Raw genomic sequence first — 21194 nt, forward strand, 5'->3', positions numbered from 1 at the left:
ACAATATCTCAACCTTATCTACCATGCTAGTAGTACAGATAGGACTTTCACCTATTATCAGTGTAATTTACGGAACACACAAGATAAAGAGACTACCTGATTTTATCAGGTAGTCTCTTTATAAGAAATAATGGAAGGTATTAAAATTTATTCAATCATAGCTATATAACTTTTTCTTAATTCTTTTGCACAACTATACTGCTAATTAATTTATCGTGCCAAGCTTGATTTTCATCATCAATTAATATCCAAATATAGCCTAAACTAAAGATCATGCCGCTAATAATTTTACCAATAGCTTCTCTAAGAAACATCCTTCCAAAGCCAACTGCTTCTCCCGTTTTTTTATAAACTTTCATGCCTAAGATCATCTTTCCGAGAGATGTGCTTTTAGCTAACATAACTAACTGTATAATAAAAAACCCTAAAAGTAAAACTCCTATTATTGCAGCTCCTTCTTCTCCTGCTCCTGCTGCTCCAAAAGATATAAAAGCAAGAAACAGACCAAGTCCATAATCAATAAAATAAGCAATTAATCTTCTTACAGGTGAAGCTAAAGTACCTATTTCAGGAGCATTTAATAAAACTTCACACGAAGGGCAAACAGCACTACTAGCTTGAACTTCCATTTTACAGCTTTTGCATTCCATAATTTTCACCTCCCTTTCCTTAAAAATTGACTCACATTTATTTATTTCTATAAAAATAAGTATTATCCTTTAATTATTTTTTTATTTCAATCTTTTCCATTTAGCATTTCTCTCTTTTCCTAATACTTCTATAACTTCTTCTTTCTTTAATTTCCCTTTCTATATCTAATATATTCTATTATAATTTTTCTCTATTAAAGGATTAATTTCCTGTTTTAATTTAAAAATTATACACTTTTTTACCAAGTTTACTGTAATTATCAAAATTAAAAAGAAGACCCCTCAGCAGGATCTCCTAATTTCTAACTTTATTAAACTTTAAATGCTTTTCCAGCTATCTAATTAGCTTTAATAACACTTGCAATCTCCAAGTCCTTTCTCTTACTTAAATTTATCTCAATTAAGGCATCTATCTTTTCACCATTCTTTTCTTTAATTAATCTAACTACTGGCTCATATTTATTGTACTTATCTAATTTGATTACTATTCCGATCTGTCCGTTACTAAGCTTAACTATACTTCCTACCGGATAAGCAGGAATGTTTTTTAAAAACTGTTTAACTACCCTGGAGTTCCATTTACCTTTATCCCTTTCTTCTTTAATAATTTGAATAGCTTTATAAGGAGGTAAAGCTTCTTTATAGACTCTATCGGTAGTAATTGCATCATAAGCATCAGCCACGGCAGCTATTTGAGCAATTTCTAATATTTGCTCTTCTTTTAAACCTCTAGGATAACCACTACCATTATATCTTTCATGATGCTGATAAGCTACATGAGCACTGATAATACTTACTTCCTCATTATTTCTTAAGATATTATAGCCAATATTAGCATGTTTTTTTACTTCTGCAAACTCCTGTCCAGTTAATTGGCCTGGCTTCATTAAAATATCTTCATCAATTTTAGTCTTGCCTATATCATGAAGCAAAGTGCCTATAGCCAGTTTCTTTAGTTCTAATTGGTTATAATTTAACTTCATAGCTGTCATTAAAGATAAAATAGCTACATCAATTGAATGACCAAAAGTATATTCATTATAAGCTCTGATATCATTTAAATGAACTAAAGCATCCTTATTTTGTTGTAACTCATCAATTAATGAATTTGCAGCATTACTAACATCTTTAATATCTAACTTATTATGGTTCCTAACTGCTTGCATACAGTTCTTAACAGCTAATACAGTCTTTTTTCTAGTCTTTTGAGAAATAACTGTTGGTTCATCTACCGCAGGAATTTCTCTATCCTTAATAAAAACTGCAGGAACATTTTTTTCTTTTAATTTATTTATGTAATTCTCTTTTAAAGCTACTCCTTTATTTAAGAAGACAACTCCTTCCGTTGAAGCAACTGGCTTGGCTAATACTTTACCTGCTTCTAAATTCTCTAATTTCTTTTTATACATGCTTCTCCCCCCCGAAAATAGCTAATTTAAATCTTAAGCTCATCTTTTTTAAATAACTAGGGCCCGATTAATCTCCTATTATTAGTATAATACTACGTAATTAAATTAATAATTATTTCTATAAAATTTAAATAATGATCATTTTAAGCAATTTTTTGACTTTCAAAGCAGCACTACGATATAATGGCTTAAAACTATCATAGGGAGTGAGTTTTAAATATGCCTACAAAGATCAAGTTAGCTATTTGTCAGTTAAAGGTAGTATCAACGAAGGATGAGAATCTAGCTAAAGCTGAAGAGATGATAACTAAAGCAGCCCAGGCCAGAGCTAAATACATAATCTTACCAGAGATGTTTAACTGTCCCTACTCTACAGACTATCTAAATAGCTATGCTGAAAATATACCAGGCGGGAAAACCTATCAATTCCTGGCTCAACAAGCTAAAGAACATAGTATTTATTTAATTGGTGGCTCTATTCCTGAAGCTGTTAGCACAGAAGTAGGGGAAAAATGTTATAATACTAGCCTAGTTTTCGCTCCGAATGGTGAAGAGCTAGGCAGACACCGTAAAGTCCATCTCTTTGATGTAGACTTAGAGGATGGGCCCACCCATTTAGAATCAGCAAAGTTTGCTGCTGGAGATCAAGTTACGGTAGTGAAAACTGAAGATTTGCAGCTAGGTTTAGCTATCTGTTACGATATCCGTTTTCCGGAGTTTATGCGCCTAATGGTAGATCAGGGAGCAGAAGTAATTATTCTTCCGGCAGCCTTTAATACCACCACCGGGCCCGCCCACTGGCAACTACTACTGCAAAGTAGAGCCGTAGATAATCAGGTCTTTACTGTCGGCGCCTCCCCAGCTAGAAATGAAGGTGCAGACTACGAAGTCTATGGACACTCTATGGTAGTAGATCCCTGGGCCCGTATCCTAGCCGAAGCAGGTAGTGAAGAAGAGCTACTAATCTGTGAAATAGACCTAACAAAAGTAAAAGATATTCGTCGCCAGCTCCCCTTACTAAAGCATCGTCGCAGTGATCTTTATCAAATAAATACCCCTTAAACACTTAAAAGGAGTTCCAGCAATCTGGAACTCCTTTTAATAAGCTACTATTTAATTAAATAATCTCTGAAAGAAACCCGGTTCTTCTTCTACATCTAAATATAGAGCAAAGTTATACCTAACTCTATCATACTCAATTATTTCCTCAGAGTTTTCAGCATAGTCCTCTCCGGATCTATCCTCATCAGTTAAATTACTCATATGTATAAACCATCTTCCTTCTTCATCAAAATCAACCTCTATCTTACCCTGAGCATCGGTAGTCAACTCTCTTACCTGCTCACTAGGAGTAACTACAGTCACATCCTGCTCACTAACCTTTTCACCTAAGTAACTTAGCTGCAAAGCAATCTGATCACCTTCATAAAGAGTAGTACTATCCTCTTTAACTAATTCTACCTCCAAAGGAGTCTCCGCAATAGTAACTTCACTAGCATCACCTACAATTAAAGGAGCCTTAGCATCATAGTAGCGCAACTGCATTCCACCCCCGCCATCAGTTCGATCAAGTACTCCTCTAGAACCATTAAAGGCTATCCAGTATACCCCTTCTTCAGCCGGAGTAAAGGTAGCTGTATATGTATCAGTCCCTTTAGTAAAATCAAGCTCAGTTACCTCACCATCTTCACTGACTACCATTAGCTCACCATCTTCCATAGTATCAAAAAAGCCATGCTCATAATCAAAGTAATCCGGGAAATGACCAAAGGTAAACTCAATCTCTACCTCTTCTCCACTCTCTACCTGCTGGGGAAAGTCCAAAATAATTTCATGCGCTAATAACTGACTACTAAAAGCTACTACCAACATTGCCACTAAAGCTATGATTAACAACTTCTTAGACTTGCTATTCATAATTTTAATTCCTCCTGTTCTATTATTTATTTTATCTAAAACTTGCCTAAAGATTAGCAAGTTTTAAAGCTTATATTATCAAACTCTAAAAAATAACACATAGTAAACAAAAAAATAATATTAATGTTACATTTAAAAATTAATTCAAAGTAAAAAAAGGGTTCCCCAATTCTTAATTTTAAAATTAAGAATTGGGAATTAGAATCCTGGGACTAACAGGATTATAAATTTTATTTAAAGCTAACTCTCCATAAGAAAGGGGGAGGAGCCGGGTGGCAGTCCCGGCCCTAATCCAACTATCCTAACTTCTTAGGAGAGGTAGACAGAACTAACACAATTAAAAAATCTCTGCTTTCGATAACAAAAGCAGAGATAATTAGCCATAGTTTAAGTACAGTAACTCAAAAACCCTCAATCCGGTAAATAAGATTGAGGATAATTAGTCAGTACAACCAATTACCTATATTACTTGCTACCGAAGTATTAATAGGTTCAGTAACTAGGCAGGTCTCCTGACTTCTGGTTTAAAGACTTTACCTTCCCTGAATACCTCAAGTATTCAAGTGGCTTCATTAAGTCCGATTAGCAATTAATTATCAACTGCTGTTTACCAGTTACAGTGGCGAGCCCGTTCAGGATTTACACCTGATTCCCTATTCTCTCTTAGTCGTAACTAAGAGCACCTAATTACCGAGCGATATTAAATTTTAAAGTGTCTCTCAAAATTACTCTATATAAGATATTCTATATATTTATCCAAACTCCTTCTTTTAAACTAGATTTTTTTAAAAAAATTACCTAAATAAAAAAAGGGCCCTACTTTCAAAGCCAGATTTGAAAGTAGAACCTTAATAAAACAGTTATATTAGTATATTAGCTGCTAAGCTTAAGTTAAAATATCCATCAATTATAGATAGACTACAGGTACATAAAACTCTTTATCACCTCCTCTAACTTTATTTAGTAACACATTTATTATAAAAATAACACGCTATATATAAATATATTCTTCATTCATTAGCAAAGTCCTGCTTAAAAATAAATTTTTTTAATTTTTTCTTAAATAAGCAAAAGCCCTCAACCATTTCCCAGATTGAGGGCTTAAGATCTATCTAAATAACCTTTGAAAAAAGCCAGGTTTTTCTTCAACCTCTAAGTACAAAGTCGTATTATACCTTGCTCTGTCGTATTCTATTATTTCCGTAAGCTCTTCTTCAGCAAAATCTTCTCCTGAACTATCCAGATCCATTAAGCTACCGATATGAATAAACCATCTTCCTACTTGATCCAGCTCAACCTCTAACCTGCCTTCAGCATCAGTAGTTAACTCTGTCACCTGATCGTTTGGGGCTACCACAGTTACTTCTTCCTCACTAACTGCTTCTCCCTGATAACTTAGTCTAAGGCTAGCCTCACTTCCTTCAGTAATACTAATGCTGCCTTCACTAATAAACTCTGCTCCTAAAGGAGTCTCGGGAATCTCAATTTCATTATCCCCTCCTACAATTAAAGGAGCCTTAGCATCATAGTAACGCAACTGCATTCCTCCGGAAGGATCGCGGTCACTTCTATCAACTACTCCTCTGGGCCCTTCAGCAACTACCCAGTATACTCCTTCTTCCTCTGGAGTAAAGGTAGCTACATATCTATTAGCAGCCGCCTCAAGCTCAAAATCTAACTCAGTTACATTTCCTGCTTCATCAACTACCATCAGTTCAGCCTTTTCCTCCAAAGTAGCAAAAAAACTATGTTCATAGTCAGGAGCATCGGGATGATGACCAAAGAAAAATTCAATCTCTACTTCTTCACCACTCTCGACCTGTTGCGGAAAGTCCAGTACCATTTCGTGAGCCAATAACTGACTACTAAAACCCAACACCAACATTGTCACTACCAACATCATTAACAACTTCTTAGACTTACTGGCCATAATTGTAATTCCTCCTAATTTAATATTACTATATAACACCACCACAAAATAGGTGTTACTTAATAGCTAAAAAAATAACCTAAAACTCCTCCAGCAGCTGAGGCTTTACTCGCAGTAGAAAAACAACCACCAGCATACTCAAAACTGCTTCGATAACTAGTACCGGCAAGTGGGAAACAATAATCACTCTAGCTAGTTGTAAAAATGAGTCCTCAGCCAGCATCAATACTCCCGCCATTATCAAGGTAGAGATAACTATAGCTAGTCCACCACAGATAAAGGCTGCCCCTCCTAATAAATAAGTACTATCCTGCTGGCGACTTAAATTAAAAACAGACTTAAATAAGTAGTAACAGATAATAGCTGGAGTAGCCATCAATACCACATTAACCCCCAGGACTGTAAGTCCCCCAAACTGAAATAGCAGTAACTGTAATACTAAAGCAACTAAAAAGGCTGGAAAAACCTGCCAACCTAAAATGATTCCAGCAATTCCATTTAAAACTAGATGTACACTAGTTGGCCCTAAGGGTACGTGAATCAAAGCGGCCACAAATAAAGCTGCTGTTACAATAGCTACTTTAGGAATCTGGCAGTCTTTCATACTCTTTAAGCCCACCGCTACTCCTGACACTGCTGTAACAGCACCAGTAACTAAGATTGGAGCTGTCAAAACCCCCTCTGAAATATGCATTCTTTCACCTCACCATTCATTTAATAGCACAATAAAAAAATAAATAACACCACTCTATAACATATTATTCTTCATTTATTAGCAAAGTCCTGCTTAAAAATAAACTTTTTTTATTTTTTCTATAACAGGAGCAACCCCTAAAAAAACCAACCCTAGCACTTAGCCAGGATTGGCCTTCAAAAAATATTTTACTATTGTGGCCCAGCCACAAAAATGTTAGCTACATCAGTTACTCCCACTCTTGAAAAAAGTAGTTAAAGCTCCCAGAATAATCAAGATTCCTATTCCTAACGCCGCTCTAACCCACATAGGCAGCGCATCTAAAGCTGACGGCTCTGCACCGCTCTCCCAGACAGCTCGATGGCCTGCATCATCTTGAGCGACTACTCTATGCGGCTCCAGTTCAGCCTCGAACTCAAAAATACCATCCTCATTAGTTTCTCCCTCCAGGATTAATTCATCTTGAATATCATATAACGAAACATCAGCCCCTACAGCCACACTACCATCATCAAATCTAGCCTTAACCTGACCATCCTCCGGCTCCTCAACGATCATCCGGTGAGCCTGTACACCTACTGTTACAGCTAAAAGTAATACTAAACACAATACAGATATTCTTAAAAGTTTATTTTTTGACATTAGTATAGTCCTCCCTATTTTTAAATTATTATCAAACCTACTTCTATCATAATAAACCAGCTAATTAAGACCACAGTAGCCGAAAACACTAATAAATCACTCACCGAAATACTGAAGTTATCTCTAATATAAAGCTTACCTTTAAAGCCTCGAGCTAACATAGCCTGATAAACTCTATTGGAACGATCGTAACTCTTAATCAACAGCATTCCCACCAGATAAGCATAGGTACGATAAGAATGCAAATTAGTCCGCGGTTTAAAACCTCTATTAAGCACAGAATTATGTAAAGTGCTAAACTCATCAGCAATTACGTGTATATAACGATAGACAAAGAAAAAGAGATAAATTAGCTTTTCTGGAATATATAGCTGCTTCATAGCCTGCAATAAAGAGGTCATCTCAGAAGTAGAAAGTAAAGCAATCATGGCTAACATAATCGCATTAGATCTTAAAGTAATTCGCAAAGCATAAATAACTCCCTCATAGGAAGCAGTTAAGGGCCCTAAGTAAAACAGAGCTGTACCGGGATAGGTAAAGGGGATAAAAATCCAGATTCCGAAGATGAAAAAGTTAATTACCAGTAAGCGTTTTAAAACCTTTTTCCAGCTCAACTTAGCCGCCACTATAAAAAAACTAGCCAGTAGTACCGCCTGAATCAACATAGGCATGCTTTCTCCTACCGCTACTATTATAGCTAACATTACTACCATCAATATTTTTAACCTAGGATCTAACTTATGCACCCAAGTAGAACCCTCCGCAAATTCTTGATTAATCATCATTTTAAAAACTCCCCTTTATTATTTAACCCTTATAGATTAAGTGAACTTAACTCTATTTCCTGCATAGCCTCCGGCTTAGTTTTGACAATAAAGACTACACAGATCGCAGTCAAAACCCCCTCGATTAACATTACCGGTAAATGAGATAATAAAATCAGATTAGCCATCTCCATAAAAGAGTCCTGAGTAAAGACTAAAGCAAACATTAACATTATTACTGTTAATAAAACTCCTAAAGCTCCACAGACAAAAGAACTGACTGATAATACCTTTAAACCGCCTCTCTTTCTTTCCACAACTGATCTAAATAAATAATAGCAGATTAAAGCTGGTACAGCCACAATACTTACATTAACTCCTAAGGTAGTTAAACCGCCGTGTTGAAAAAGTACCGCCTGTAAGAAAAAAGCTATCAAAAAAGCGGGAAAGACCTTCCAGCCTAAAAAGACGCCTGCTAAACCATTCAAAACCAAGTGTACACTAGTCGGCCCTAAAGGTACGTGAATTAAAGAGGCTATAAATAAAGCTGAGGTTATTATTGAAGTCTTAGGAATATCCTGATCATCCAAGTCCTTTAAACCAACAGCTACTCCTCCAGCCGCAACTGCTGCCCCAGCAGCTAAAACCGGTGCTGCTAATACTCCTTCTGAAATATGCATTATGTTTATACCTCCATTTAGATTTTTTGAAGTTACTGATCTCAACAGCTAAACGGAGGCTTTAACTTTCATATTAAAAACCCAACCTAACAAGTAGGATGGGGAGCTTAGCAGATACTGCTACCTCCTTGCCATCGAAGATCTAGTAGCTTCAATAATTAGGCAGGTCTCCTGACTTCCGGTTTTAAAAAGACTTTGCCTTCCCTGAATACTTAAAGTACCCAAGTGGTCACTAAGTCTACTCAGCAATTAACAATGTTTAATTGTTAACTGCTCTTTTCCGGTTACAGTGGCGGGCCCGTTCAGGCTTTACACCTGATTCCCTATTCTCCCCTAGCCGTAGCTAGGAGCACCTAATTATCAACGATATTAACTTTTAAAAACTCTACTTAATAGTATGTTCTATACATATTAGAATTTTCCTGCTTAATTAACAAAAAACTTAAAAATTCCCTCCCCAAGTCTAGTAAACTTTACTTTCTCTTAAACTAGAGCCTTTCTTTTAAAACAGTTACCGCTTCCTCAATTGTCTGGGGTAGACTAGAAAGCTCTGTTAACTCAAGCCTTTGAAATAACTTAGTAATAGTAGGTAAGTCCAAGTTAGCCTGCTCGATTAACTCCAAGTTAGCTAATAACTCTCTACCTCCCTCAGCTAACACCCTTCCCTCTTCAATAACTATCACCCGATCAGCCCACTCAGCAGCAAAGTCCATATCATGGGTAACTACCAGAAGTGTCTTTTCTGTCTTATGTAAACGGTCTAAAATCCCTAAAAAATCAGCCTTACCCTGGGGATCTAAGTAAGATAGCGGTTCATCAAAAATAATAATCTCTGGCTCAATAGCTAAAATCCCCGCAATAGCAACTCGCTTTTTCTGCCCATAACTGAGATTATGGGGCGAAGCATCCTGTAAATCCAGAATATCTACTGAGCTTAGGGCCCATTCTATCCTCTCTTTAATCTTTTCCTCATCACTCCAGCCAAAGTTCAAGAGTCCAAAGGCTACATCCTCATAAACAGTGGTCGAAAAGACCTGGTCATCAGGATCTTGCATTACTAAGCCCACCTGGCTTCTTACCCATTCCTTATTTTCATCGTTAACCACCTGTGACTTAATCTTTACCTGCCCTTGTTGGGCCAGATAAAGAGCATTTAGATGAAATAATAAGGTAGACTTACCAGCGCCATTGGGCCCTAAGATAGCCACCCGAGTATTTTTTTCTACTGCAAAACTGACATCTGCTAATGCTTTAGTACCATCTCCATATTTATAAGCTAAATTATTTACCTCAATAATATTCTCCAATATCTACACCCCTATACTTTCTCGGATACTTCTCTGATATCTATTAACAGAGACTAAAACTAAAAAATCCTCAACCTGACAGATATGGTTGAGGGTAATTAGTCAAATGCTAACCACCTACCTTTCTTGCCATCGAAGTAATAGTAGGTCAATAACTAGGCAGGTCTCCTGACTTCCGGTTTTAAGAGGACTCTACCTTCCCTGAACACTTAAAGTATCCAAGTGGTCTAAATAGTCCTGTTAGCAATTATTAATTGTTCTTTTCCGGTTACAGTGGCGGGCCCGCTCAGGCTTCTCACCTGATTCCCTATTATCCCTTAGCTTCTCCTAAAGGCACCAAGTTATTAACATTATTAACTTTTAAGATTAAATTAATCTCTTTTAATATATTCTAGACAATAAGTAAAAAACCTGCTTAAATTCGAAAAAAATAAATAAGCCTCTCCATTTAAAGTGAAGAGGCCTATAGTTCAAAGCAATTCTTTAATTTCTTTCACTTAAAATAGCATACTGCTGATCATTTAGAGCTAGCTCTTTTACTATCTTCATTCCAAATTGAGATAAGATCTCCGCTAACTCCTCCGTGCTTACTCTGATCTCCAAAGGCGGGCCCGACTCCATTTCCTCTTTCTTCCACTCAATAATAGCTAAAGCACCATCAAGTTTTAGCTTATCTAAGTAGTTAGCAAAGAACTGCTGTTTATCTTCAACTTCGTGGATCACACTAGAAATCAAAATAAAGTCAACCGCATCTTCTAGCTGAGCATCGTATTCACTGCTTTTAACTAGCTTTAAGTTAGCAAGCCCTTCCTCCTTAACTATCTCTTCGAGAGCACCTAACATCTCCTCCGAAGTATCCAGAGCGTAAACCAAACCTTCACTTCCCACTATTTGAGCTGCTGGCAAAGAAAAGTAACCAATTCCAGCTCCAATATCGGCTACGGTAGCTCCTTTTTTTAAGCCTAACTTCTTTAAAGTCTCTTTAGGTGGCAGTATCTCTTGCCTTTCCTGACTTATCAACTTATGCTTATTAGCTGGATCGAATTTATGAATTATAATCTCCTCCTATTTCATATTAGACCTTTAAAGGCCTTAGTTAATAACTTCTGAGTATAGATATGCTTTGGATTTTCTAATATCTCAAAGGAAACTCCTCGCTCTACAATTTCACCTTCATTCATTACGCAGACCTTATCGGCAATTTTGCGAGCTAAGTGTAAATCATGAGTAATATATAACATCGAAAAGCCTTCCTGGTTTTGCAAGCCCTTCAGCTTTCTTAAGAGATTAGCCTGAGTTGAAGGGTCTAGCATGGAGGTTATCTCATCGGCTATTAGTAGTTTAGGCTCGGTGACTAGGGCCCTAGCTATAGCTACCCTTTGCCGCTGGCCCCCACTTAAAGCATGGCAGTAACGATTTAAAAAGGCTTCAGTTGTCGGCAGTTGCACCTTCTTTAAGCAGTCTATAGCTTTAGCCTTTCTTTGTTCCCGATCCTCCCACTTAATTATCTCCAGCGGCTCTTTAACTACATCTAAAAGCTTCATCCGACTGCTAGTAGAGGAAGAAGGGTCTTGAAAGATAATCTGCATTCCGCCTATCATCTTAGTAGCCCAATTATCTGTTACTTGCTCTCCTCTATAGTATACCTCGCCTTCATCTACATCTAAAACTCCGGCTATAGAGTGAGCTAAGGTTGACTTGCCTGAACCGGACTTACCTACTAAAGCTACTACTTCCCCGCTTTTAATCTTTAAACTGACCTCTTTAACTGCTGTTATTTCTTTATCCTTAAGCTGATAAGTCTTTTTAATATTCCTAGCTTCTAAAAACTCCTCTATTCCTCCCTTGTGACAGGCTACTCTTCTTTCTACAGCTACATACTCTAAAGGTGGTCTAGCCCCGAAGCAGTTAGCTCCACTTTGACAGCAGCGAGAGGAAAAGGCACAGCCTTCTCCTGGCTTAGCCTCTCCTTCAATTCCCCACAGATCTTTATATTTAAAGAGATTAGGAGAGGAGTTTAAGAGACCTCGGGTATAAGGATGGAAGGGGTCTCTAAGCACTTTATCGGTAAGCCCTACCTCTACTACCTGTCCACAGTACATAGTCATTACTCTAGAGGTTAGCTCTTTAATACTACCGATATCGTGAGATATCATGATCATAGAAAAGTCCATTCTTTGCTGAAGCTTCTTTAATAGTTGTAGTATTTCATCCTTGGTTACCGGATCTAAACCTGTAGTTGGCTCATCTATAATCAACAGCTCTGGCTCACAAGATAGAGCCATGGCTAATAATACTCGCTGTCTCATTCCCCCGGATAGATTATGAGGGTAGCTATCTCGCCAGTCTGGATTAAGACCTACTAGCTCTAAGAGCTCTATTACCCTCTCTTCTAGCTCTTGAGCAGAATACTGAGCATTTCTTCTTAACGGCTCTTTAATCTGCTCGCCAATAGTTAAGACTGGATTCAATACCTCTAGAGAATTTTGAAAGACTAAGGCTATTTTCTGCCAGCGAATCTCTTTTAATCTCTTGGCTGAGGCTGCTAAGATATCTTCTTCTTGATAAGTAATCTTGCCTTGGACTTCTCCGTCTTTAATTAAGCCCATTATAGCTAGAGCTAAAGAACTCTTACCCGAACCCGATTCACCGATAATACCTAAGCTCTCTCCTTCTTTAAGTCCTAAGGAAAGCTGATCAACCGCCTTTACTTTATCATCTTCACCTGTATAAACTATAGATAAATCATCTACCTTCAGTAAATACTCCTTATGATGACTCATTATTAATTCCTCCTTAATTCCCCAAACGGGGATCGACTATTCTTTCTAAGTCCCGACCTATAAAAGCCAAAGATACTGTTAAGATAGTTAAAGCTAACCAGGGATATAACAACCACCATCTCCAAAAAGAAGTGTAGTAGATCCCCTGAAAGTTAAGGGCATGATGGATAATCAGGCCCCAGCTTCTAGAAGTAGGGTCTCCCAATCCTAAAAAAGATAGACCGGCCTCGGCTACAATAGCTCTGCTAGAAAGTCTAATAATGCTAACGGCCAATAAGGGGGAGACCTCTGGCAAAAAATGCTTGCGAATCAAGTACCAGCTTTTAGCTCCATAGCTTTCAGCAGACTTAATATAGCTCTGTTCCTTTAACATCAAAACCTGAGAGCGGACAATGCGGGCCGGCCTAATCCAAGAAAAGATAGCTAATACCAAAATAATATTGAATAAACTGGGCCCGAAAAAGGCCGCCAATAGAATCATCACCGGCAAATCAGGCATGACCATCATAATATCTATTAATCTCATCAAAATCTTATCTATTAAACCGCCTTTATAGGCGGCAACAATCCCCATAATTCCTCCGCCTACGGCGGCTAACAAAGCAGTACCAAAGCCTACTAGTAGGCTGATTCGGGCTCCGTTAGTAATCTGGGCCCACAAATCAATTCCTAAATCATCGGTACCCAAAATATGCTCGCTATCCGGTGGAATCAGGGCTGAGCCCGATGAGCGTTGATGTGGATGAGGACTAAGCCAAGGAGCAAAAATAGCCATTAATAAGATTAGTAAGATTAAAATTAGACCTAACTTACCTGATAGAGAAAACTTTTTAAAAGCATTAATTGCTGATTTGATCTTTAAATGAAGTTCCATCATTATCTTCTCCTCTAAGCTGTTGCTTCTTCATTACTTTCTATTCTTGGATCGAAGTGCTTATATATTAAGTCGGCCATTAAGTTTGCTATTAAAACAAAGAGAGCTACTACCAGAAAGATACCTTGAATTAAAGTATAGTCATGCACATTCACCGCTTCCTGCATTAAAAGACCTAAGCCAGGATAATTAAAAACATTCTCTACTAAAATAGCTCCCCCTACTAATGAGCCTAAGCTTAAGAAAGTACGAGTTACTATAGGTAGCATAGCATTCCTTAAAATATGCCATAGTAAAATTCTCCCTTTGCTTAAGCCCTTAGCTTGAGCCGTAAGCAAGTAATCTTTCTGGATTACGCTAACTACACTGTTTCTAGCCAATAGATAAATCCCACCTAGTCTAGCCAAAGTTAAAGTAACAATAGGTAAAAAGGCATGGTGCAAAATATCTAAAAGTTTATCCCACCAGTTGCTATAAGTCGTAAAGTGACTCATGGCCCCCGCAAGCGGAAATAAGCCTAGCATAGCCGAAAAAACAAATAAAATTAATAGTCCTGTAATAAAGGCCGGAATTTCTGAAATAGTAATCAAATTAAAAAATAAAAATTGATCGAAAAAATTCCCCCGACACCAGGCCGAAATACTTCCAAGCAGGCTTCCAATTATAGTCCGTAAAATCACTGTAGAAATTACTAGAAATAGAGTCCAAGGTAGTCTACGTAAAATAATAGTCGTTACCGATTCATTATAATAAATGCTATGCCCTAAATCTCCCCGTAATAGATCACCTAAATAAGAAAGATACTGCTTATGCATCGGTCTATCCAGACCATATAGCTCAAAGTAGTACTGCCTCTGTTCTTCTGTAAGAACTGCTGCCTCTTCCTCTACATCAGATAAAACTAGGAAGGGATCCCCAGGCATGGCCCGGGGAAGTGCAAAGTTAAGAGTTACTATCACTAACACAGTCAGTAAATATTCTATTACTCTCATACCTCTTACTTTTTTCAATTAAGATCAGTCCCTTTCTAGATAAGAAAGTTTAGGATGCTCTAAAGCATGATGGTCGAACATATGCATCCAGTCATCATAGCTATCTGCTCTATAAGCTGTATATTCAGCAGGATAATAAAGAGGAATCTGCGGTATATCCTCAGCCAATATTTCCTGAACTTCAAAAATCATTTCTTCTCGTCTTTCTTCATCGACTTCATATCTTTGCTCAGCTAATAGTTGATTTAGCTCTGAATTATCATAACCTAGACTCTGTTGTTCAACGTCACCTCTTTCATCTGCAGCTGGAGACATAAATCTTTCCCGTAAATAATCGGGATCTCCTCCCCAGCCACCTCCACCGTGAATAATCAACTGATAATCATAGTTACGGAGTCGATCATCATGACTTTGGCGTTCCTCGCTTATTACATTCACGCCAATTCCTAGATCAGACAACTGCTCCTCCACAATTTCTCCTAATCTAACATCATCATCTCGAACAAATAAATCAAAGGACAACTCCTCACCAGCTTCATTATAGCGAACTCCCTCTTCAGTAGTATTCTCATAGCCTAACTTTATCAGTAACTCCTCTGCTTTATCTAAATCCTGATCATATTCTTTAACTTCAGGATTATACATTACATGATCCGGAGGAACAATCCCAGCATTTCCTGCTACCCCAGCCCCTCGAGCATCTCTATCTACTACATCTTCCAGATCAAGGGCATAATTAATAGCCTGTCTTAACTCTGTGACTTCTAATTGAGGATTATCCTCCATATTAAATCGCAAGCGATAACCCCAAAAAGCCGGGTTTTGAACAACTTCAAATCCTTCCTGTTCCTCAAAACGAGATAATAAATCTGTCCCTATTCTGGTTAAGTCTATATCGCCCTGCTCAAAAGCCATAATATCATCACTGACCGGTATAAACTCTATAGCTTCTACACTTTGATTTGGCCCCCAAAAATCTTCAAATGCTTCAAAACGATAAGTACCATGTTCTAAATTATACTCATCTAATTGATAAGGGCCAGTTCCGACTACCGCCTCTTCTTCCAGATAGTTTTCGGGATCGTCTACATCTTTCCAGATATGCTTCGGAATAATCGGAATTCTTCCTAGATCATGGGCCAAAACTGCATCAGGTTCAGGCGCAATAAATAAGACTTGGTTATCATTTTTTAACTCTACTTCAATCTCATCATCTTTTTGTACATAAGTTCTTACCATTGGATATTCCAAACTATATTCATAACTAAATTTTACATCTTCAGCTGTCATTTCCTCGCCATCCTGCCATTTAACTCCATCTCGAATAGTAAATAAAATCTCTAGACCGTCCTCTGAAATCTCATAATCTTCAGCTAACCAGGGAACCCATCCTTCTTCATCCCTCTCCAGCATACTATCAAAGATTAAGTTCATTTTATAAGAACCTGGCCCGCGACGATGATGGGCATACGGACTAGGATAGCCATCATCCTGACCTCCTTCCAGTCTAACCACATCTACTGTCTCCTCTTCTACCGACTCCTCGGTAGCTTCTTCTACTCCACAAGCTACCGTCATCATTATTAATAAACAGATTAGTACTAATAGACTCAATCTTGAGCTTGCTTTTTTAAACATAATTCCACCCCTTTAATCGTAATATTTTTTATTCTTCAATACTATCCTGTTAAGGATTATCCATTCCGCCAAATAAAAAAATCTCTGACCTCGATAACAGATCAGAGATAATTAGCCAACTACTAATTACCTACCTTCCTTGCCATCGAAGATATAGTAGGCTCAATAATTAGGCAGGTCTCCTGACTTCTGGCTTTAATACTGGACTCTTACCTTCCCTGAATGCTTAAAAGCATTCAAGTGGCTTATTTAAGTCCAATTAACCAGTTACAGTGGCGGGCCCGTTCAGGATTCTCACCTGATTCCCTATTCTCCCCTAGTCGTAACCAGAGGCACCCAATTACTAACGGTATTTAATTTTTTATACTTCACTATGTTATTATTCTTGAAATAGTATCAAACTCCTTCAAAAACTATATATTTTTTATTTTCTCTAATAGCTGCTCATCGTAAAGATTCCAGTCCTCCTTGGTTGAGAACTGGAATCAACCCCCTTAAACTAAACTCTTAAACTCTGCTAAAGAAGCCTGATAATTTATATCTATCCCTTTTTCACTATTCAAAAAACTACCCACCTTCGTACACTTCCAGTCATTTTCATTTTGCAACTTATTAACTACCTTGCTATTAATAGTCCCTTTTCCAGAATAATGACTATCCAGCACCTTTTCTAAGCTATCAACAGTTATTGACTTCTCTTCTAGACTAGGCTCCTCGGTAAAAAAAGCAGGGAATTTCTCCTTAAGTTCATTATGCTCCTCTAAAACTTCAATAGCTACTCCCTTGTACTCGGCTAACAGATTCAACTTTTCTTCTTTTCTCATTTTAATCTCTCCTTTTATTTTTAATAAAAAAATCCCCTACCTCGATAATCAGGCAGGGGATAATTAAAACCAAATATAAAAATCTCAACTCGATAGGTTGAGATTAAGGATAACTAGCCATAAAATAACTAAACAATAGACTAATTACCTACCTTCCTTGCCATCGAAGATATAGTAGGTTCAATAATTAGGCAGGTCTCCTGACTTCTGGCTTAGCAAACTTTACCTTCCCTGAACACTTAAAGTATCCAAGTGGTTTACTAAGTCTGCTCTTTTGCCAGTTACAGTGGCGGGCCCGTTCAGGATTTACACCTGATTCCCTATTCTCCCCTAGTCGTAACCAGAGGCACCCAATTATTAACGATATTAAATTTTCACACTCCACTATGTACTATTCTAGAAATAGTATCAAACTCCTTCAAAAAACTATATATTTTTAAATCTTTTTATTTTCTCTAATAACTGCATTGCTCTGTTTTTTGAACAACTTACAGTAAAGCGAATTATTTAATAGTAGTTCATTATGAGTGCCAATATCTATTAGTTCTCCCTTCTGCAAAACTCCTATCCTATCTGCTTGTTTTAGCGTTGAGAAGCGATGAGCAATAATCAATGCTGTTCTATCTGCAAGTAAAGTCTCTAATGCCTGTTGAATTAAGAGTTCACTGTAAGCATCTACACTAGAAGTAGCTTCATCTAAAATTAATATCAACGGGTCAGCTAGTAGGGCCCGAGTAAAAGAAATAAGCTGCTTCTGTCCCCCGGATAACTTAACCCCTTCCTCTCCAACCTGAGTCTGATAGCCATCAGGAAGCTTAATAATAAAGTCATGAGCATTTATTAGTTGCGCTACTTCTTTAACCTCTGCATCTGTAGCGCTTGGAACCCCATAACGAATATTCTCTAAAATAGAGGTGTTAAATAAGAAGACATCTTGAGTTACAATACTGATCATTCGGCGTAATTTTTTAATGGGAATTCTATCTATATCTATCCCATCAATAGAAATCTTACCTTGATCTATCTCGTATAGCCTAGTTAATAGATTAACTAAAGTAGATTTTCCTGCCCCAGTTGGCCCTACTAATGCAAAGACTTCACCAGGGCTTACCTGTAAGTCAAAATCCTTTATAATTGGTACATCTCCATAAGCAAAATTTACTCCTTCAAAGCTAAAACCTCCCCTGAAGTCACTCTGCTGAATTGAAAGCTCATTAGACTTATCAATATCTGCTGGAATAGATAGGTATTCATAAATTCTATCTAAAGCTGCTCCGGCTGATTGATAAGTATTATAAACCTGACTTAAGTCGGTTAAAGGAATGAAAAAACGTCTTACATAGCCCAAAAAAGCCACCAATACTCCCAAAGTTAATCCTCCATTGACTACACTCCAACCACCATACCAGAGTACCAAAGCCTCCCCTAGCACTCTACTAAAGGTCATAACTGGAAATAAGAGAGCAAAAACGGAAACAGCTTTAAGATTAGCCTTCAGACTCTTCCAACTTAAGCGGCTAAACTTGCCAGTATTGACTGCTTCTCTATTTAAGGCCTGTACTACTCTAATCCCCGAAATACTCTCCTCAACACCAGCATTAAGTTCAATTTTCCCTGTACTTCCCGATAAGCTAATCTCATCCTCTTACCTAAATAATTAATAATTATTAATATTAACGGTATAGTAATGAAGGTAACTAAGGCTAAATTGAAATCAAGACTTAACATAATAATTACTATTCCTAGCAAAGTTAAGAAATCATTGAGTAAACGTACAAAGCCACTGGTTACAATCTCCGAAAGAGCATCTACATCATTGGTTAATCTCGAAATAATATCACCAGTCGGCTGCTTATGAAAAAAGTCCAGCGAAAGACTATGGATATGTTGATATAGATCTTCTCTAATACTGCTAACCACTTCCTGTCCTACCCAGTCAGAGAGATATCTCTGCCAGTAGGATGAAAACCAAAAGACTCCATAAGTACCCAGCATAATCAGTAATATTAGATTTAGCCCTCCAAGATCACCTGTGAGAATATAATCATCTACTGCAACTTTAGTAAGATAAGGGCCCGCCAAGGTAGTTATAGTAACTACTAACATAGCCAGTGTAGCCCATATTAATTTACTTAAATGTGGTTTTAGATAGCTACCTATAAACTTCAAATGTCTTTTATTCAGCTTCGATAGTTCAAAGCCATCTTCCTTATCTGATATCAGTCTTCTTCTAAATCCCTTTGACATGATTAGCACCTACCTCTGCTATTCTTCCCGACTTTAAGACAGAATCATAGAGCTTACTATAGACTCCATCCTTGGTCAATAATTCTTCATGGCTCCCCTGCTCAACAATCTGCCCCTGCTTGACTACCAAAATACGATCTGCCCTCTGTACCGTCCAGAGTCGATGAGCAATAATAAAGGTAGTCCGATCTTTAAGTACTTCTTTTAGCGCTAACTGCATCTTCTCTTCAGTTTCGATATCTATACTAGAAGTAGGTTCATCAAGAATCAATAATTTAGGATCTGTCAACAACATCCGGGCCATAGTTAACCGCTGCTTCTGCCCACCAGAAAGATTGACTCCCCGTTCTCCTATAGGAGTTTCGTATCCAAGTGGTAATGAAGTAATAAAATCATGAATCTGAGCCAGTTTAGCAGATTCAATAATATCTTCCATAGAAGCCTCCGGTGTCCCATAAGATATATTCTCGCGAATAGAGGCCGCAAAGAGAAAGTTGTTCTGGAGTAAGATACCTACCTGTCGCCGAAGACTGTCTATAGTAACCTCCTTTACATTATGACCATCAATCAATACTTCTCCGCTATCAGGATCATAAAATCGAGGTATTAGCTGAACTAGAGTACTTTTGCCCGCGCCAGTTGCACCTACAATAGCTATAGTTTCACCGGGATTAACAGTCAGATTAATTCCTTTTAAGATCTGACTATCATTCTGATAGGAAAAAGAAACATCTTTAAACTCAACTCCACCACTAATCATTGGTAGCTCGTAAGCTCCAGGTTCATTTTTAATGTCAGGTTCAATATCCAAAATTTCAAAGATTCTTTCGGCAGAAGCAACAGCTTGAGAGCTGAAATTAACCATCATTCCCGTCTGTCTAATAGGCTTCATTAACATAGATATATATCCTAGAAAGCCAACCAGAACTCCTACCGAAACTGTCTGATTAATAATTAACCGACCACCATACCAGACTACCAGCGTAGTACCCAAGCCCAATACGAAGCGAGCGTAGGGCATCCATTTAGCTGACAGCTTAGCTGTTTTCATTTTAATATCGAAGTATCTTCTATTCTCCTCTGTAAATCGTTCAACCTCCCAACTTTTCTGCCCAAAGAGCTTAACAACTTCGATACCATTGAAAACCTCCTGAGCTATCGATGTTAGTTGGGCTAGCTTATTCCTAGCCTTACGGAACATAGGCCTAACTCCAGTAGCATAACTCTTCATAGCCAGTATCATCAAAGGTATCATCAGCAAGTATAGAATGGCTAATTTGAACTCCCAACTAAACATAATAATGAATATTCCCACTATGGTCAACAGATTTCCAGAGATATGAACACTAGCACTCGATAAGAATCTATTTAATGTATCAGCATCAGCCGTTAAGCGGGACATAATATCTCCTGTGCGGCTCTGATCATAGAACAAAAAGGAAAGCTTGTTAAGATGAGTATATAGTTTTTGGCGAATATCATGGATAATACTCTGAGATACATATTCAGCTATATATCTTTTAGTAAAGTCTATAACCCCTTTTAATATTGATATGGCTACCATAATAAGGGCCAGCAACCAGAGATAGTCTACTTCTTCCACTGCAATCATATTATCTATACCATATCGGATAAGCCAAGGAGGAAGAAGCCCCAATCCTGTAGAAATTAAAACACCACATACTACTCCCAGTAAGGCTAAACAATGATCCTGGGCATAACCAATAAGTCGGATTAATACTTTTAGCATAGATTTATCTGTAGGTATATTTTCTTTGTCATCCTTCTTGGGGTTTAACATTATTTTCCTCCTTCTTCACCTGACCCTAAAACATTATAATTC

General features: G+C 37.6%; 18 protein-coding genes, 1 pseudogene and 5 riboswitches. Of the genes and pseudogenes, 1 reads left to right on the forward strand and 18 read right to left on the reverse strand.

The annotated features are described in order from the left end of the window. Positions 1 to 176: 176 nt before the first annotated feature. Together MWH30_RS00960 and MWH30_RS00965 are read right to left on the reverse strand one after the other, a co-directional pair. Entirely contained in the window at positions 177 to 650 is a 474-nt protein-coding gene (locus tag MWH30_RS00960; RefSeq protein WP_248662180.1) for an RDD family protein, read from the reverse strand. A gap of 338 nt (positions 651 to 988) precedes the next feature. Continuing rightward, positions 989 to 2059: an HD-GYP domain-containing protein gene (locus tag MWH30_RS00965; RefSeq protein WP_248662181.1), complete on the reverse strand. Its 1071-nt coding sequence runs from the start codon at positions 2057 to 2059 to the stop codon at positions 989 to 991. A 219-nt stretch (positions 2060 to 2278) separates the two neighbouring features. Between MWH30_RS00965 and MWH30_RS00970 the strand changes: the two genes are divergently transcribed. Then, on the forward strand, positions 2279 to 3121 hold the full coding sequence (locus MWH30_RS00970; protein ID WP_248662182.1) for a carbon-nitrogen hydrolase family protein: 843 nt from the start codon (positions 2279 to 2281) through the stop codon (positions 3119 to 3121). Positions 3122 to 3172: 51 nt separating this feature from the next. On the opposite strand, the gene MWH30_RS00975 is transcribed toward MWH30_RS00970, so the two are convergent. The 16 genes and pseudogenes from MWH30_RS00975 to MWH30_RS01050 form a co-directional block, all read right to left on the reverse strand. After that, entirely contained in the window at positions 3173 to 3976 is an 804-nt protein-coding gene (locus MWH30_RS00975) for a DUF4198 domain-containing protein (RefSeq protein WP_248662183.1), read from the reverse strand. Between the two features lie 485 nt (positions 3977 to 4461). Beyond that, positions 4462 to 4678, reverse strand: a riboswitch (cobalamin riboswitch). 406 nt (positions 4679 to 5084) lie between these two features. Next, positions 5085 to 5906: a DUF4198 domain-containing protein gene (locus MWH30_RS00980; RefSeq protein WP_248662184.1), complete on the reverse strand. Its 822-nt coding sequence runs from the start codon at positions 5904 to 5906 to the stop codon at positions 5085 to 5087. 79 nt (positions 5907 to 5985) lie between these two features. Next, a complete protein-coding gene (gene cbiM / locus MWH30_RS00985) occupies positions 5986 to 6600 on the reverse strand; it encodes a cobalt transporter CbiM (protein ID WP_248662185.1) in 615 nt (204 codons plus the stop codon). Positions 6601 to 6825: 225 nt separating this feature from the next. Continuing rightward, positions 6826 to 7242, reverse strand: coding sequence for a hypothetical protein (locus MWH30_RS00990; RefSeq protein WP_248662186.1), 417 nt, complete (start codon positions 7240 to 7242; stop codon positions 6826 to 6828). Between the two features lie 20 nt (positions 7243 to 7262). Then, a complete protein-coding gene (cbiQ, locus tag MWH30_RS00995) occupies positions 7263 to 8027 on the reverse strand; it encodes a cobalt ECF transporter T component CbiQ (protein WP_248662187.1) in 765 nt (254 codons plus the stop codon). Positions 8028 to 8056: 29 nt separating this feature from the next. Beyond that, the gene (cbiM, locus tag MWH30_RS01000; RefSeq protein ID WP_248662188.1) at positions 8057 to 8686 is read right to left on the reverse strand and encodes a cobalt transporter CbiM; all 630 of its coding nucleotides are present in this window, start codon (positions 8684 to 8686) and stop codon (positions 8057 to 8059) included. A 144-nt stretch (positions 8687 to 8830) separates the two neighbouring features. Continuing rightward, positions 8831 to 9058: riboswitch (cobalamin riboswitch) on the reverse strand. 116 nt (positions 9059 to 9174) lie between these two features. After that, on the reverse strand, positions 9175 to 9993 hold the full coding sequence (locus MWH30_RS01005; RefSeq protein ID WP_248662189.1) for an ATP-binding cassette domain-containing protein: 819 nt from the start codon (positions 9991 to 9993) through the stop codon (positions 9175 to 9177). Between the two features lie 141 nt (positions 9994 to 10134). Beyond that, a riboswitch (cobalamin riboswitch) is annotated at positions 10135 to 10349 on the reverse strand. Positions 10350 to 10476: 127 nt separating this feature from the next. Further along, the gene (locus tag MWH30_RS01010) at positions 10477 to 11013 is read right to left on the reverse strand and encodes a class I SAM-dependent methyltransferase (protein ID WP_248662190.1); all 537 of its coding nucleotides are present in this window, start codon (positions 11011 to 11013) and stop codon (positions 10477 to 10479) included. A 50-nt stretch (positions 11014 to 11063) separates the two neighbouring features. After that, positions 11064 to 12776 (reverse strand): ABC transporter ATP-binding protein, encoded by a 1713-nt coding sequence (locus tag MWH30_RS01015; RefSeq protein WP_248662191.1) that lies wholly within the window; start codon positions 12774 to 12776, stop codon positions 11064 to 11066. A 13-nt stretch (positions 12777 to 12789) separates the two neighbouring features. After that, positions 12790 to 13650, reverse strand: a complete 861-nt coding sequence (locus MWH30_RS01020; protein WP_248662192.1) for an ABC transporter permease — start codon at positions 13648 to 13650, stop codon at positions 12790 to 12792. A 14-nt stretch (positions 13651 to 13664) separates the two neighbouring features. Further along, a complete protein-coding gene (locus tag MWH30_RS01025; RefSeq protein WP_372494111.1) occupies positions 13665 to 14642 on the reverse strand; it encodes an ABC transporter permease in 978 nt (325 codons plus the stop codon). Between the two features lie 24 nt (positions 14643 to 14666). Further along, on the reverse strand, positions 14667 to 16280 hold the full coding sequence (locus MWH30_RS01030; protein ID WP_248662194.1) for an ABC transporter substrate-binding protein: 1614 nt from the start codon (positions 16278 to 16280) through the stop codon (positions 14667 to 14669). A gap of 155 nt (positions 16281 to 16435) precedes the next feature. Then, positions 16436 to 16635: riboswitch (cobalamin riboswitch) on the reverse strand. Between the two features lie 139 nt (positions 16636 to 16774). Further along, entirely contained in the window at positions 16775 to 17104 is a 330-nt protein-coding gene (locus tag MWH30_RS01035; RefSeq protein ID WP_248662195.1) for a hypothetical protein, read from the reverse strand. Positions 17105 to 17277: 173 nt separating this feature from the next. After that, a riboswitch (cobalamin riboswitch) is annotated at positions 17278 to 17473 on the reverse strand. Between the two features lie 67 nt (positions 17474 to 17540). Continuing rightward, positions 17541 to 18461, reverse strand: a complete 921-nt coding sequence (locus tag MWH30_RS01040; RefSeq protein WP_248662229.1) for an ABC transporter ATP-binding protein — start codon at positions 18459 to 18461, stop codon at positions 17541 to 17543. 27 nt (positions 18462 to 18488) lie between these two features. After that, positions 18489 to 19351: pseudogene (locus tag MWH30_RS01045) on the reverse strand (ABC transporter ATP-binding protein); the annotation flags it as partial. Next, positions 19335 to 21152: an ABC transporter ATP-binding protein gene (locus MWH30_RS01050; RefSeq protein WP_248662196.1), complete on the reverse strand. Its 1818-nt coding sequence runs from the start codon at positions 21150 to 21152 to the stop codon at positions 19335 to 19337. The gene MWH30_RS01050 and the pseudogene MWH30_RS01045, both read right to left, overlap by 17 nt. Positions 21153 to 21194: the final 42 nt, after the last annotated feature.

Source organism: Fuchsiella alkaliacetigena, assembly GCF_023227765.1.
GTDB classification, from domain to species: Bacteria; Bacillota; Halanaerobiia; order Halobacteroidales; family Acetohalobiaceae; genus Fuchsiella; species Fuchsiella alkaliacetigena.

What these genes read in the sequence shown, in the direction of transcription:
- MWH30_RS01020 (WP_248662192.1), bottom strand. Translation starts at nt 13,650, where the DNA reads ATGGAACTTCATTTAAAGATCAAATCAGCAATTAATGCTTTTAAAAAG.
- MWH30_RS01035 (WP_248662195.1), bottom strand. Translation starts at nt 17,104, where the DNA reads ATGAGAAAAGAAGAAAAGTTGAATCTGTTAGCCGAGTACAAGGGAGTA.
- MWH30_RS01025 (WP_372494111.1), bottom strand. Translation starts at nt 14,642, where the DNA reads ATGAGAGTAATAGAATATTTACTGACTGTGTTAGTGATAGTAACTCTT.
- MWH30_RS01030 (WP_248662194.1), bottom strand. Translation starts at nt 16,280, where the DNA reads ATGTTTAAAAAAGCAAGCTCAAGATTGAGTCTATTAGTACTAATCTGT.
- MWH30_RS00970 (WP_248662182.1), top strand. Translation starts at nt 2,279, where the DNA reads ATGCCTACAAAGATCAAGTTAGCTATTTGTCAGTTAAAGGTAGTATCA.
- MWH30_RS01015 (WP_248662191.1), bottom strand. Translation starts at nt 12,776, where the DNA reads ATGAGTCATCATAAGGAGTATTTACTGAAGGTAGATGATTTATCTATA.
- MWH30_RS00975 (WP_248662183.1), bottom strand. Translation starts at nt 3,976, where the DNA reads ATGAATAGCAAGTCTAAGAAGTTGTTAATCATAGCTTTAGTGGCAATG.
- MWH30_RS00965 (WP_248662181.1), bottom strand. Translation starts at nt 2,059, where the DNA reads ATGTATAAAAAGAAATTAGAGAATTTAGAAGCAGGTAAAGTATTAGCC.
- MWH30_RS00990 (WP_248662186.1), bottom strand. Translation starts at nt 7,242, where the DNA reads ATGTCAAAAAATAAACTTTTAAGAATATCTGTATTGTGTTTAGTATTA.
- cbiM (WP_248662185.1), bottom strand. Translation starts at nt 6,600, where the DNA reads ATGCATATTTCAGAGGGGGTTTTGACAGCTCCAATCTTAGTTACTGGT.
- cbiM (WP_248662188.1), bottom strand. Translation starts at nt 8,686, where the DNA reads ATGCATATTTCAGAAGGAGTATTAGCAGCACCGGTTTTAGCTGCTGGG.
- MWH30_RS01050 (WP_248662196.1), bottom strand. Translation starts at nt 21,152, where the DNA reads ATGTTAAACCCCAAGAAGGATGACAAAGAAAATATACCTACAGATAAA.
- cbiQ (WP_248662187.1), bottom strand. Translation starts at nt 8,027, where the DNA reads ATGATGATTAATCAAGAATTTGCGGAGGGTTCTACTTGGGTGCATAAG.
- MWH30_RS00960 (WP_248662180.1), bottom strand. Translation starts at nt 650, where the DNA reads ATGGAATGCAAAAGCTGTAAAATGGAAGTTCAAGCTAGTAGTGCTGTT.
- MWH30_RS00980 (WP_248662184.1), bottom strand. Translation starts at nt 5,906, where the DNA reads ATGGCCAGTAAGTCTAAGAAGTTGTTAATGATGTTGGTAGTGACAATG.